At 67.2% G+C, this 13,547-nt stretch carries 10 protein-coding genes and 1 pseudogene; 10 read left to right on the top strand and 1 reads right to left on the bottom strand.

Annotated elements, in window-relative coordinates; all coding sequences use genetic code 11:
- Nucleotides 1-24 precede the first annotated feature (24 nt).
- The 10 genes and pseudogenes from QAD21_RS19215 (at nucleotide 25) to QAD21_RS19170 (ending at nucleotide 12,649) form a co-directional block, all read left to right on the top strand.
- Nucleotides 25-1,176 carry an MCE family protein gene (locus tag QAD21_RS19215; RefSeq protein WP_226514283.1) on the top strand — a complete coding sequence of 384 codons (1,152 nt, stop codon included), beginning with the start codon at nucleotides 25-27 and terminating at the stop codon, nucleotides 1,174-1,176.
- The gene (locus QAD21_RS19210) at nucleotides 1,140-2,198 is read left to right on the top strand and encodes an MCE family protein (RefSeq protein WP_065629748.1); all 1,059 of its coding nucleotides are present in this window, start codon (nucleotides 1,140-1,142) and stop codon (nucleotides 2,196-2,198) included. Before QAD21_RS19215 ends, QAD21_RS19210 begins: the two co-directional genes overlap by 37 nt.
- Complete coding sequence (locus QAD21_RS19205) at nucleotides 2,195-3,415, top strand: MCE family protein (RefSeq protein WP_280360076.1); 1,221 nt, start codon at nucleotides 2,195-2,197, stop codon at nucleotides 3,413-3,415. Before QAD21_RS19210 ends, QAD21_RS19205 begins: the two co-directional genes overlap by 4 nt.
- A 1-nt stretch (nucleotide 3,416) precedes the next feature.
- Nucleotides 3,417-4,691, top strand: a complete 1,275-nt coding sequence (locus QAD21_RS19200; protein WP_058253547.1) for an MlaD family protein — start codon at nucleotides 3,417-3,419, stop codon at nucleotides 4,689-4,691.
- A pseudogene (locus QAD21_RS19195) lies at nucleotides 4,688-5,970 on the top strand (MCE family protein). Before QAD21_RS19200 ends, QAD21_RS19195 begins: the two are co-directional and overlap by 4 nt.
- A complete protein-coding gene (locus QAD21_RS19190) occupies nucleotides 5,970-7,403 on the top strand; it encodes an MlaD family protein (protein ID WP_205334170.1) in 1,434 nt (477 codons plus the stop codon). Before QAD21_RS19195 ends, QAD21_RS19190 begins: the two are co-directional and overlap by 1 nt.
- On the top strand, nucleotides 7,400-8,323 hold the full coding sequence (locus QAD21_RS19185; RefSeq protein WP_280361799.1) for a hypothetical protein: 924 nt from the start codon (nucleotides 7,400-7,402) through the stop codon (nucleotides 8,321-8,323). The genes QAD21_RS19190 and QAD21_RS19185 overlap by 4 nt, the downstream gene beginning before the upstream one ends.
- Nucleotides 8,323-9,018, top strand: coding sequence for a hypothetical protein (locus tag QAD21_RS19180; RefSeq protein WP_280360075.1), 696 nt, complete (start codon nucleotides 8,323-8,325; stop codon nucleotides 9,016-9,018). Before QAD21_RS19185 ends, QAD21_RS19180 begins: the two co-directional genes overlap by 1 nt.
- A 347-nt stretch (nucleotides 9,019-9,365) precedes the next feature.
- Entirely contained in the window at nucleotides 9,366-11,489 is a 2,124-nt protein-coding gene (locus QAD21_RS19175) for a heavy metal translocating P-type ATPase (RefSeq protein ID WP_280360074.1), read from the top strand.
- Nucleotides 11,490-11,602: 113 nt separating this feature from the next.
- A complete protein-coding gene (locus QAD21_RS19170) occupies nucleotides 11,603-12,649 on the top strand; it encodes a hypothetical protein (protein WP_280360073.1) in 1,047 nt (348 codons plus the stop codon).
- Nucleotides 12,650-12,655: 6 nt separating this feature from the next.
- On the opposite strand, the gene QAD21_RS19165 is transcribed toward QAD21_RS19170, so the two are convergent.
- Nucleotides 12,656-13,357, bottom strand: a complete 702-nt coding sequence (locus tag QAD21_RS19165; protein WP_065629744.1) for an FABP family protein — start codon at nucleotides 13,355-13,357, stop codon at nucleotides 12,656-12,658.
- Nucleotides 13,358-13,547 lie beyond the last annotated feature (190 nt).

The raw sequence follows: 13,547 nt of genomic DNA, 5'->3' as shown, positions 1-13,547 counted from the left end.
ACCCGCCGGACGGCGGCGGTGGTCATGGTCGCGGTGCTGCTGGCCCTGATCATCGGGGCCAGCGCGTCGTTCCTCGGTGCTTTCCAGGGAACCCAGCAGGTCACCCTCGTGGCTCCCCGGGCCGGCCTGGTGATGAACCCCGACGCCAAGGTCAAGCTGCGCGGCGTCGAGGTGGGGCGCGTCGCGGAGATCACCGAGCGCGGGGGCGACGCGATCCTCACCCTCGACATCGCCGACGGTGATATGGCGAAGATCCCCGCCAATGTGGCCGCCGACATCAAGTCGAACACCATCTTCGGCGCCAAGGCCGTCAACTTCGTGGTGCCCGGCGAGCCGGAGGGCACCCTGACCGCGGGTGCCGAGATCCCCGCCGACCGCGTCGTCGTCGAACTGAACACCGTGTACCAGCAGCTCGTCTCGGTGCTCGCACAGCTGCAGCCGGAGAAGCTCAACGCGACGCTCGGTGCGATCGACACCGCGCTGCAGGGGCAGGGTGAGGAGATCGGCGTCGCCCTCGAGCAGCTGACCGCACTGCTCGGCAAGACCAATCCCCATCTGCCCGCGCTGAACCGGCTGTTCCGGGAAGGTGCGACCGTCACCAACGTGTACGCGGACTCGATGCCGGATCTGCTGCGCACCGTCGACAACTTCACCGTCGTCGGGAACACGTTGGTGGACAACACGTCCAACCTCGACGCCCTGCTCATCAATGCCACCGGGATGGCGAACACCATCAACGGGGTCATCGCGCCGTCGAAGAACACGCTCATCGGTGCGCTGTCCGACCTCGATCCCATTGCCGCGCTGCTCGGTTACAACGCGCCCGGGATCAAGTGCTTCCTGACCGCGAGTGCGGTCGCGTCGGAGGTCGCGGCACCGTTCCTCGGTGAGCGCAACGGCATGCTGATGCTCGACGCGAGCATCCTCCCCGGCAAGGATCCGTATCAATATCCGTACGACCTGCCCCGTGTCGGGGTAGAGGGCCCGCCGACGTGCCAGGGCGGGCTGGGTGATCCGGCGACCAAGGTGCACGCGCCGTTCTACGTCGGAAACAATGCGCCGCAGCCCTATCAACCCAGAACCAAGCCGAAGGCGAACTCACAGAAGCTGTTCCAGATCCTGTTCGGAGAGCCCCCCCCGTGGATAATCGCGCCCGCGCGTTCCGCGCGACCCTGATCAAGCTGGGCGCCTTCACGGTGGTGATGGTCCTGGTGTTCGTGGCGCTGGTGGTCGTCTTCAGCCGATACCGCTCCGGGGCGTCGAACGAGTACAGCGCCGTCTTCACGAGCGCCTCGGCGATGCAGTCGGGCAGCAAGGTCAAGATCGCCGGCGTCGAGGTCGGGTCCGTCGGTGGCGTCGAACTGAACCGTGACAACGACGCCGTCATCACCTTCAGCGTCGACCAGCAGTATCCGCTACCGGAATCGGTCCGCGCGCTGATCCGATACGAGAACCTCACCGGCGACCGGTATCTCGAGCTGCAGCAGGGGACCGGCGACACCTCCACCTTCCTCGCCGACGGCGCCCAGATCCCGGTCGCCCAGACCGAGCCCGCGCTCGATCTCGACAAGCTCGTCGGTGGCTTCAAACCGCTGTTCCGGACTCTGGACGCCGACGAGGCCAATGCGCTGACCAGCTCGCTGATCGCGGTGTTCCAGGGACAGGGCGGCGCGTTGAACACGCTGCTGGAGAACACCTCGTCGTTCACCAACACGCTCGCCGACCGCGACGAACTGATCGGCGACGTCATCGACAACCTCAACACGACCCTCGCCACGCTCGACGGCGACCGCGAGGGCCTAGACACCAGCGTCGACCTCCTGCAACAACTGGTGACCGGGCTCGCCGAGCAGAAGGGCACCATCGGCAACGCGCTGACCCAGACCTCCCGTGTCACCAACGGTCTCGCCGACCTGCTGGGGACGACCCGCCCGACCCTGCAGTCGATGGTGACCAACACCGGTCGGGTCTCGGAGGAGCTGCTGGCCGCGGAACCCTTTGTCCGCAACCTGATCTCACGACTCCCCGAGGACTACAAGACGTTGTCGAACCTGGGCTCCTACGGCGCGTGGCTTCAACTCTACTTCTGCCGCATCCGGCTGATGCTGCCGGCGCCCGGTGGCCAGACGATCCTGTACACGTCGAACAACGTGATGGGCAATACCACGACGGCCGGCGGAAGGTGTGACGGCTCATGAGTCTTCCGTTCGGGGGCCTGTTCTCGAGCCGCAGATCCGAATCCGACGAGGCCGACGTCGCCCGCGAGGTGAAGCGCGGGCAGCGCAGCCGCGCCCAGGTCGGCGTCATCGGCATCGTCGTGATCGGTCTGGTGGTGATCACCGCCATGCAGATGGACAAGTTGCCCTATCTCTCGCCGATCAGCACCTACAGTGCCTATTTCGACGACGCCGGCGGACTCGCCAAGGGCGACATCGTGTCCGTGTCCGGGGTCCAGGTGGGCACCGTCGAGTCGATCGAACTGGCCGGTACCGACGCCGGGACCAAGGTCAAGGTCGGGTTCCGCATGGACGACACCGTCGAGATGGGGTCGGACTCCCAGGCCGCGATCCGGACCGAGACCGTCCTGGGCCGACGCAATCTCACGGTCATCCCGCACGGAGGCGACCGGATCAAGCCCGGTGGGTCGATCCCGGTCGGCAACACGATCTCGCCGTATTCGCTGCAGGACGCACTCGAAGGAGCGACCGACACCGTCGCCGACACCGACACCGACCAGCTCAACGAGGCGCTCAACACGCTGACGATCACGTTCTCCGAGACACCGGATCAGGTCCAGGGGGCGGTCAACGGTGTTGCGCGGCTGTCGAAAGCGGTCGCCGACCGCGACAACGAGTTACGGGCACTGCTGGCCAAGGCCAACCAGGTGAGCAAGATCGTCGGCGACCGCAACGAACAGATCAACCGGTTGCTCATCGACGCCAACGCGCTCGTCGGGGAGATCGAGATGCGGCGCTACGCGCTCAACCAGCTGATCAAGGGGATCGGTGACGTCACCGCTCAGCTGCGGGGCTTCATCGCCGAGAACAACGCGCAGCTGACGCCCGTGCTGCAGAAGTTCGACCGCGTCGCGACGATCCTCACCGACAACGAGAAAGAGCTGAAGGAGACGATCGACCGTCTCGGACCGTTCGCGAACACCCTCGGCGAAGCAGTGGCGTCGGGCCCGAACTTCGATTCCCTCGTCGGCGTGAACACCTTCGGCGACTACACCGCGGTGTTCCTCAACGCCCTGCGCGGTCGGTACCCGCAGCTGTGGCAGTCGCTGATGTACACGGGCAACCCGCTGCTTCCACAGGGCTGGAGCCTGGGACCTCCAGCGGGTAGCGATACGCCGCGCGGACCACTGCCCAGCCCGACCTATCCCACGCCCGCGCCGACCACGAGGGGGAGGTGACATGACCGTCGGAAGTATGTCCATCGGACGCAAGGTGCTCTTCGGGGTACTCGCCGTGATTCTCGCGGTCGCCCTGGTCCTCGTGGGCTGGAAGGTGTTCACCAAGTCGACGACGAATACGTTCACCGCCTACTTCGCCGGGGTCGCCAGTCTGTACAAGGGGGACCCGGTCCGGGTGCTCGGTGTGAACGTGGGTAGCGTCTCCGCGATCACCCCGCGCGAGAACGACGTGAAAGTCGAACTGCGCGTGGACAAGAGCGTCGACATCCCGCAGGACGCGAAGGCCGTCATCGTCGCGCAGAGCCTGGTCTCCGGTCGGTTCGTACAGCTGACGCCGGTCTACTCCGGTGGGCCGGAGATGTCCGACGGCGCCGACATCCCGATGGACCGCACCGCGGTGCCGATGGAGTGGGACGACATCAAGGCCCAGCTCACCCGACTCACCGAGGCCATCGGTCCGCAAGGGGCCGATCCGGGCTCGGCGGCCAAGGCGGTGAACGTCTTCGACGAGAATCTCGAGGGCAACGGCGAGGCGATCAACGCGTCGATCCGGGAGGTGTCCGACGTGATCGGCACCCTCGCAGCCGGCAGCGGCGACCTGTTCGCCACCATCCAGAGTCTTCAGAAACTCACCGATGCATTGTCGGGAAGCCACGAGCAACTCGTGCAGTTCAACGGCCGGATCGCCTCGGTCAGTTCCGTGCTCGCGGACAACACGACCGAGCTCGATGAGGCGCTCAAAGGTCTCGACGCGGCGATGACCGATGTGCAGACCTTCATCGACACCAATCAGACGGCGCTGTCGTCATCGGTGGAGCGTCTGGCCGCGAGTACGAAGATCGTGGCGGACAAGGACGAACAGGTGCGTGGCGTGTTGCATTCGGCGCCCAACCAGCTCGCGAACTTCTACAACATCTACAACCCGCTTTCGGGATCCCTGTCGGGTGTCTTCGGTTTGGGGATGGGAACAAATCTCATCACTCTGTTGTGCGGAACCATGGAATCCACCAAGCGGCCGGGATCGACGATGGCGGATGTCGACAAGTGTGTGGAGATCCTGGCTCCGGTCCTGTCGTCGATCTCGATGAACTACCCACCGTTCCTGACCAATCCGGTGCAGGGTCGCAACGCCACGCCGAGCCAGCTCGAGTACCAGAACGCGAGCGTCCGGGCTCGTGCGAATGCCGGGGTCACCCGGCTCGACAACGAGACCCGTCGTGACAACCGGGGCAGCCCGCTCGAGGATCTGCTGGTGCCGTTCGGGGGTGAGCGATGAGATCGGTACGACCCCGTGGTTCGCTCATCGTGGGCGCGGCGAGCCTCGCGCTCGTCCTCGCCGGATGTTCCTTCGACGGCCCCAACTCGCTCCCGGTCCCTGGAGCCGAAGGTACCGGCGGTGAATCCTACGAGATCACCGCGGTCATCCCGTCGGCGGCCGGACTGGTCAACAACGCGCCGGTGCTCATCGACGACGCGACGGTCGGCAGCATCGGCGACATCGAGGTCCAGGACTGGAACGCGCTCGTCACGATGCGGCTCAACGACGGGGTGATCGTCCGCGCGGTTCGCATGTCATGGTCGGGCTGACCAGTGTGCTGGGTTCGACGCACCTCGAGATCGTGCAACCGGCCGAGCCCGAGGGCGGCCGGCTCGAACCCGGCGACCAGATCCCCCTGACCAAGTGTCCCGAGCAGTCCAACATCGTGACCGACCCGTCGGTGCCCGCGGTGCCCGACATCAATGCGGCACAACAGGTGTCGGCGTGTACCTACCCCAGTACCGAGCAGGTGCTGAGTTCGCTGTCGGTGGTCCTCAACGGCGGTGGGTTGTCGCAGATCGGCGACATCGTGCACGAGATGAGCGACGTCTTCGGCGGACGCGAGGAGCAGATCAAGGAGCTCATCCCGCGGTTGAACACCCTCGTCGCCGATCTGGATGCGCAGAAGGGCAACATCATCCGCGCGACCGAGGGACTCGACCGGTTGTCGCGCACCATGAACGAGCAGAAGGGCACCATCGAGCGGGCGCTCGCCGACGCCCCGCAGATCCTGCAGTTGCTCGTCGACCAGCGTCAGCAGTTCCTCGACACTCTCGGTTCGGTCGCGACGCTGTCGAAGACCGCCAACGACATCCTCGACGCCAACTCCGAGGACATCGTGACGATCGTGGAGGGGATCGAACCGGCCCTCGATCAGCTCCAGGCCGCGGGTCCCGCGATGACTCAATCGCTGAACATCCTGCTGACCTTCCCGTTCTACGAGCCGACGATCCGACAGATCGTCAAGGGTGACTACGTGAACTCCGATCTGGTGCTCGACCTCACCGTCGAACGACTGAGCAAGAGCATGTTCGCCAGCCTCGGCGTCACCGGCCCCGAGGGCGTCTTCGGACGGCCCGCAGGCGCCGCCGCGCGCGGACTGAACCCGTTCATCGCGCCCCTGCAACCGGGCGGCGAACGCGTGCCCGACTCGGCCGAACCGATTCCGGCGAACATGGTCCCGCGGGTCTCGCCGACCACGCCGGCGGCAGTCCCGGCCGCGGGAGGTGGCCGCTGATGAAGATCACGAGATTCGTCCGGATGCAGCTGATGATCTTCGCCATCGTGACCGTGGTCGCGATGGTGGTGATGGCGCTGTTCTACATCCGCATCCCGTCGATGTTCGGGGTCGGCAGTTACCAGGTGCAGCTGCTGCTGCCCACCAGCGGTGGGCTGTACCAGAACGCGAACGTCAGCTACCGCGGCGTGTACGTCGGCAAGGTCGACTCCGTGCAGCTGACCGACACCGGCGTCGAAGCGGTGCTGACGATCGAGAACAGCGCGGAGATCCCGGCTTCGTCGACCGCGTCGGTGCGCAGCGTCTCCGCGATCGGTGAGCAGTTCGTCGAGTTCACGCCGGATCCCGAGGCGGGCGAGTCCGGCGAATACCTGCAGGACGGCGCGACGGTGTCGACCGACGAGGTCCCGGTGGAGATCTCGGCGATGCTCGACCAGGCCGACCGCCTGCTGGCCGAGATCGGTGACACCCGTTTGCGGTCGCTGATGGACGAGGCGTTCATCGCGTTCAACGGCACCGGGGAGGCGTTGCAGCGCCTGCTGGACTCGATGGTGCTGTTCGTCGACGAGGCGAACAAGAACACCGACACGACAATCCAACTCGTCGAACAGGGCGCACCACTGCTGGCAACCCAGTCACGTACGGCCGACGACATCCGTTCCTGGACAAGAAACGTCACCGCGTTCACCGATCAGTTGCGGGCGAACCGGCCCGAGATCGGCGACATCCTGCGCAAGGGGCCGTCGACCGCGTCGAAGAGTCAGGAACTCTTCGAATCCCTCGGTGCGTCGTACCCGTTGCTCGTGTCGAACCTCGGTACGATCGCCAAGACCCAGGTGGTGTACCTGCCGAACTGGAAGCAGGTGCTCGTTCTCTATCCGCGACTGGTCAGTTCGTTGATCACGGCGGTGAACACCGGCACCAACCGGTTCGGTCCGAACGTGAACTTCTCGCTCGGTTTCCAGGACCGGCCGCCGTGCAACATCGGTTTCCTCCCCAAGGAGGACTGGCGTTGGCCGTCGGTGCAGACCGCCCGGGAGCTCCCGCCGGGAATGCTGTGCCGGGTGCCGCAGAACTCCAACATCGCCGTCCGCGGTGCGCGTAACTATCCGTGCGCGGAGTTTCCGGGCCGTCGCGCACCCACCCCCGCAGAGTGTGCCACAGGCTACGTACCGAAACCGGGCTCGGTCGACCCGTTCCAGAGCGGGTTGCCCTTCGGGCTGAAATGGCAGCCGGCGTCCTCCGGTACCGTGACACCGGGCACACCGAAGGACTTCGACGCGGAGCCCGCGGTGTATGCGACGACCTACGACCCGGATTCGGGCAACTTCATCGGACCCGACGGCAAGACGTACAACGCCGGGGCCGGCAGCGATGAGCAGGAACAGAGCAGTACATGGCAGACGATGATCAGCGGGACGGTCACCCCGTGACGCCGGACGGTCCCGGCACGACGTCCCCGAATCGCAGCGGCGCGGATCGTGCGGGTTCGGGCGATCGCCGGAACACGAAGCGGCCCGTGCGGTCGGCGCCGATCCGGCGTGGACGTCCGGCGGGCAAGAAGCCGTCGAAGCCGGCCGAACCGGTGCCGCCGGTCGACGAGCCCGGCACCGCGGTGAAAGACGTCGACAGCGCCTCACCGACATCCGCGGAACCGACGCAGGACGCGACGTCGACGGCGTCCCCGGCGGCTGACACCGCGCCGGATTCCGAGTCCGTCGCCGCGGAGATCGCGCCCGACCCGTCCGAGGTCGAGAAGACGGTGAGTTATCGGGAGCGCCGGCGTGCCCGGACGGCCGCGGCGTCGGCGTCCACGGGCACGCCGAAACGCAAGCGCGGCATCAGGTATCGCGGGTCGGGGCGTCGCTCACCGCGCGCCGTCGTGGGCGTTGTCGTGGCGCTTGTGGTCATCGTCGTGTGCGCCATCGCATCGGTGGTGTTCGCGCTCGGCATCGCGCGTCAGGACCGGACCGACGACCTGCGGGCCGAGTATTCCGCGTTCGCTTCGCAGGTTCTCGTGAACCTGACCAGCATGAATCCCGACACCGTCGACCAGACGCTGACGTCGGTCCAGGAGGACACGAGCGGCAAGGTCAAGCAAGAGGTCGAGAACAACATCCAGCAGGTGGCGGCCCTTGTCCGGGACGGCAAGCTCGAGACCCGCTCGCTCATCCTCTCGTCCGCGGTGACCAAGGCCGAACCTGACGAAGGCTCGGTCATCATGGTGTTCGGCTGGCATCAGCGATCGCTCGACGGCGAGGTGCCGTCACAGGAGAAGGTGTTCCGCTGGCGGGTGGACATGACGCGGATCAACGGCGACCTCAAGATGACCGACTTCGAGTGGGTGGCGTGATGTCGGCCCGCTCCGAGTCCGCGCCCCGATCCGAGCCCGCGCCGAAGTCGACCGGATCTCGATTCGCCCTGCGCAAGGGGCGCCTGGGTCTGATCGCACTCGGCGTGGTGCTGGTCGCCGCGATCGCCGTGACCGCATTTCTCGGCTTTCGCTTCACCCAGGGCCGCGAGGTCGAGGACGCTCGCGCATCGTCGCTGGCGGCGGCCCGGGACTACGCGACGACGATGTTCGGGTACAACGCCGAGAACGTCACCGAGCACATCGACCAGTCGATGAGTGTGCTCACCGGGCCGGCGAAGCCGGAGTACACGAAGCTGATCACCGACAACAATCTCGCCGCCGAGGTGCGCAAGCAGTCGGTGGTGTCCGAGGTGACGATCCAGGACGCGGGTGTGGTGACCAACACCGCGGACACCTCGCAGGTCCTGATCTTCATGAACCAGTCGGTGACCCGCGGCAACAAGGAACTCGTGAGCATCAACCCGTCGCGGCTGACCTTCGACATGAAACGTGAGGGCGACCGCTGGATGATCAACTCGATCGAGGTGATCACCGACGACACGTTCCGATCGAAGATCGAGGTCGTCGAGTCATTGCCGCCCGATGCGAAGCCGCTGCCCGGCCCGAGTTCGGCACCCTCCGGTGCGCCGTCCCCGGCTCCCGGTCCGTCCGTGGCGCCGGTGCCGACTCCCTGACCGTCTTAATCCGTTGCGGCCCGCCCGAATCGGGCGTACGTTCGCGGGTACACAAGGAAGGAGGTGGTCTGATAGTGATTTCTCATCGGACATGTGAGGTGACCATCCGTTAGCAGTTGACCGTGTGGCATTCGTGTCGCACCGAGGCGGGATTCCCGCCGGTCGGCGCAAGCGAATACCAGGTGGTCACCCGGCCCCCGCATCCCGACCCGGTCCGGTCGGCACAGGCCCTTCGAGGGCGGTGCGGGGGCCGTTCCATGTCTGCTGACGGGTTCATTCCGGGAATACCCCTACAGGGTAGACGTACCCCTGGCGTTCATACCCTAGGGGGGTATATCCTCGACCTCATGAACACGCACCACGACCATCCACCGACAACGCCGGCACCGGCCGACCACGCGCACCGCCCCCAGGTCGATCCCGGGCACGGCGGCCACGAGGAGCACGCCGATCACACCGGCCATTCCGGACATGGCGGCCATGCGGGCCACGGCGACCACGTCGCGCAGTTCCGGCGACTGTTCTGGATCATGCTCGTGCTGGCGGTCCCGACCGTGGCCTTCAACGACATGTTCGCCGACATACTCGGCTACGGTCTGCCCGACGCGGAGTGGGTCCGGTGGGTGTCGCCGCTGCTCGGCACAGTTCTCTATGTGTGGGGCGGGCGCCCGTTCCTCGTCGGCGCGGCCGCCGAGCTCCGAGCCCGTCGCCCGGGGATGATGCTTCTGATCTCCCTCGCGCTCACCGTGGCCTTCGTCGCCTCCTGGGGTTCGACGCTGCACCTGTTCGACCACCACCTGAATTTCTGGTGGGAGCTGGCACTGCTCGTCGTGATCATGCTGCTCGGCCACTGGATCGAGATGCGCTCGCTGGCCCGGACGACATCGGCTCTCGACTCACTCGCCGCGCTCCTTCCGGACGAGGCCGAGAAGGTCGTGGGCAGCGACATCATCTCGGTATCTCCCGAGGAACTGGTCGTCGGCGACGTGGTCGTCGTCCGGCCCGGCGGGTCCGTGCCCGCCGACGGCGCCATCGTCGACGGTTCGGCGAGCATGGACGAGTCGATGGTCACCGGGGAGTCGGCACCCGTTCGGCGGGAGGTCGGTGACGTCGTGGTCGCCGGCACCGTCGCGACCGATTCCGGACTGCGGGTCCGCGTGACCGCGACCGGCGACGACACCGCGCTGGCCGGGATCGGACGCCTCGTCGCCGATGCGCAGGCATCGTCGTCACGGGCCCAGCGACTCGCCGATACCGCGGCCGGGTGGCTGTTCTGGTTCGCACTCGGCGCCGCGGTGCTCACCGCGATCGCCTGGACCGCGGTCGGATCGCCCGACGAGGCCGTCGTTCGCGTGATCACGGTGCTGGTCATCGCATGCCCCCACGCGTTGGGGCTCGCGATCCCGCTCGTCGTCTCCATCGCGACAGAGCGGGCCGCGCGTGCCGGGGTCCTGATCAAGGACAGGCTCGCCCTCGAGTCGATGCGCAACGTCGACGCCGTGCTCTTCGACAAGACCGGCACACTGACGAAGGGAGAACCGACCGTCCTCGAGCTCGAACCGGCTCCCGGGCAGGACCGGCGTCGAGTGCTGACCCTCGCGGCCGCCGCGGAGGCGGGCAGTGAGCATCCGCTGGCCTCGGCGATCGTGCGGGCCGCTCGAGATGAGGGAATCGATCTGCCCGTCGCACAGGACTTCTCCTCGTCGCCCGCGGTGGGGGTGTCTGCATCCGTCGACGGCCACGGGGTCCGGGTGGGTGGACCCAACCTGCTCGCCGAGCACGGCCTCGACGAACTGCCCGTCGCGTCGTCGTGGCGGGAGCAGGGGGCGATCATCCTGCACGTGCTCGTCGACGATCGTGTCGTGGGGGCGTTCCGGCTCGCCGACGAGGTGCGTCCGGAGTCGCGTGTGGCCGTGGACGAACTCCACGCTCTCGACGTGCAGGTCGTGATGATCACCGGCGACGCGCAGGCGGTGGCCGACGATGTCGCCGGCCGGTTGGGCATCGACCGGGTGTACGCCGGGGTCCGACCCGAGGACAAGGCCGCCATCGTCGCGGACCTGCAGCACGAAGGTCGTCGTGTCGCGATGGTCGGCGACGGCGTCAACGACGCCCCCGCACTCGCGCAGGCCGACGTCGGGATCGCGATCGGTGCCGGCACCGACGTGGCCATCGGCTCGGCCGGCGTCATCCTCGCCTCCTCTGATCCGCGATCGGTCCTGTCGGTCATCGAGCTGTCGCGTGCCGGCTATCGGAAGATGGCGCAGAACCTCTGGTGGGCAGCGGGTTACAACCTGATCTCGGTGCCGTTGGCGGCCGGGATCCTGGCGCCGATCGGGTTCGTCCTGCCCATGAGTGTCGGCGCGATCCTGATGTCCGCCTCGACGGTGGTCGTGGCGTTGAACGCACAGCTGCTGCGTCGACTCGATCTGCGTCCCGGTTCCATCCGAAACCGATCCGGGCGCAGGTAGGGCAGCGCTACGAGATTCGCGTAGCGCAGTACTCGCGAAACCGCGGCGCGAAACCGCTGGACTGGGAGCAGAGTCCACGGCGCCCGCCGGGGCGTCGAGAGGGAGAAGAAGAGATGGTGACCATGCATGTCGCCGCGGCGGTCGGGACGCAGGATCGCGATCGCATCGAACCCGTGGTGGGCGAGAACTACTGGACCCCGGGCGACCCGGACTTCGGGACGGCGTCGGCACCCCGATTCGCGTTCGCCGACCCGCACGCCGCCGGCCTGTTCCACGCCGAGGACCTGTCGCGGGAGGCCGGTGACCGCATCGCCGTCCACAACCGTGGTGTGCACGACGTGGCTGCCGTGGTCCTGCTCGAGGATGGCCGGTCGTATGTCGAACTCTTGACTCCCGGTTCGGAAATCGCTCTGCCGGAGGCGGATTCGCTCACCTACCTCCAGGCCCCCCGCACCGCGGACGGCCGGCCGGTTCTGTACGGCGCGGTGTGGGTGCGCGACGGGCGGGTGATGCCGGTGACGGTTCCGATCCCCACCCGCCGCGAGTTCCTCGACCAGCGATATCTCACCCCGTGGAGCGCGGAGTGGAACGGCGGTGTCTCCGGTCGGCACATGCTCGATGCCGCGGCGGCCGGTGTCTCGTACCAGTACCGGACGGGCGGTTCGACGTTCGTCGTAGGCAACTCGGGCAGCGACTGGATCGGGGTGGTCCACCGGTCCGGCACGGAGTTCACCTTCGTCGAATGCCCACCGGGTGGGCGTGCCGTCTTCGAATTCTCCCCGCAGTCCGCCCGCGCCGAGGTGTTCTCGGTCGTCGGTCGCCGGGGTGGCGGCACGGCCGGGCACGCCCCGTACATGTCGAGGTCGGGAACCGTGCATCCCGGTTGGGCGGGACGGCCGGGGGAGGTCACCGCCTACGGTTCGGTCGTCATCATGCTCGGCGCGCTGGTGTACAGCGCGCTACCGAAACGCAATCTGTACCTTGCGTTCTCGGATCGGCGGCCGAGCCGCCGGGAGCGAAGCGAGCGGGGCGAATGTGCGAGCCGCCGGGAGCGAAGCGAGCGGGGCGAATGTGGGAGCCGCCGGGAGCGAAGCGAGCGGGGCGAATGTGCGAGCCGTCGGGAGCAGGGCGCGCGTCCCTGCCGCGGGTTCCGTCGATGAGGTGGATCAGCCGACGTGGCGGCGCAGCTTGGCGGAGAGCCGTGGGGTGAGGTCCCCGTCGGCGTCGACGCGCTCCTCGACGTAGGCGAGGTCGCCGTCGGCGACGAGTCCGTACAGGCGTTTGGCGCCGCCGGTGCGTTGACCTGATTCGGCCTTGATGACGACGTCGGTGGCGAGTTCCCAGGTGGTCTGGTTCAGGGGAGTGCCGTAGAAGAGTTCGATCGAGCCCTCGGCGTGGGCGAGGAGCAATTCGATGGTGTCGTCCTCACCGATCCGCCAGAACCCGGACTCGCGGAGGTCGGGCCGCTGGTAGGCAGCGTCGTCGTCGATCACCCACGAGCGGGACTCCCAGGTGAGGAAGTTCTGGCCATCGTGGGACACGACGATCTGCTGAGCGAAGTGATAGTCGGTGTCCGACTGGGGATCGTGGCCTTCGCCCTCGCCACGCCATACGCCGACGAGCGGCAGGAGTGCGAGGAGGCCGGGATGCAGGTCCGCGCCGAGGCGGAGGTTCGCGGTGTCGGCCGGGAGCGGCAGATCATCCCATGTGGGGACGTTGCGTTCACGGCTGCCGGACTCCACCGCCCGGGCCTCGGCCTGACTGATCGCCTCGTCGCCCGACCGGCGGGCGTCGGCGGCGAACCCGTCACCGGATGACTCCGCGCCGGCGGGGCCGTCCGCGGCCGGATCTCCGGGTGAGGACGTCACGACTCGTCGGTCACCAGACGGTACAGGGTGTAGACACCGAACCAGGTGATCAGCACGGCGGCCAGGATCAGCAGGATTTCGAAGAAGAGGACCACGAGGGAAATTCTAACCCCGGCGTGGTCAGGGCGCCGTCGAGGGGTGGGCCCTTCGTGACGGTCGCAGGCTCCCTCCTCAGGGGGCGGCGGTGGCG

Source organism: Gordonia sp. SMJS1 (assembly GCF_029866425.1).
Lineage (GTDB): Bacteria > Actinomycetota > Actinomycetes > Mycobacteriales > Mycobacteriaceae > Gordonia > Gordonia hongkongensis.
Note: the sequence above shows the minus strand (reverse complement) of the source record. Positions and strands in the feature narration are given on the sequence as shown.

Excerpts from the sequence above, each read along its gene's own strand:
- QAD21_RS19215 (WP_226514283.1), top strand. The coding sequence starts at position 25 with ATGGTCGCGGTGCTGCTGGCCCTGATCATCGGGGCCAGCGCGTCGTTC.
- QAD21_RS19205 (WP_280360076.1), top strand. The coding sequence starts at position 2,195 with ATGAGTCTTCCGTTCGGGGGCCTGTTCTCGAGCCGCAGATCCGAATCC.
- QAD21_RS19200 (WP_058253547.1), top strand. The coding sequence starts at position 3,417 with ATGACCGTCGGAAGTATGTCCATCGGACGCAAGGTGCTCTTCGGGGTA.
- QAD21_RS19190 (WP_205334170.1), top strand. The coding sequence starts at position 5,970 with ATGAAGATCACGAGATTCGTCCGGATGCAGCTGATGATCTTCGCCATC.
- QAD21_RS19180 (WP_280360075.1), top strand. The coding sequence starts at position 8,323 with ATGTCGGCCCGCTCCGAGTCCGCGCCCCGATCCGAGCCCGCGCCGAAG.
- QAD21_RS19175 (WP_280360074.1), top strand. The coding sequence starts at position 9,366 with ATGAACACGCACCACGACCATCCACCGACAACGCCGGCACCGGCCGAC.
- QAD21_RS19170 (WP_280360073.1), top strand. The coding sequence starts at position 11,603 with ATGGTGACCATGCATGTCGCCGCGGCGGTCGGGACGCAGGATCGCGAT.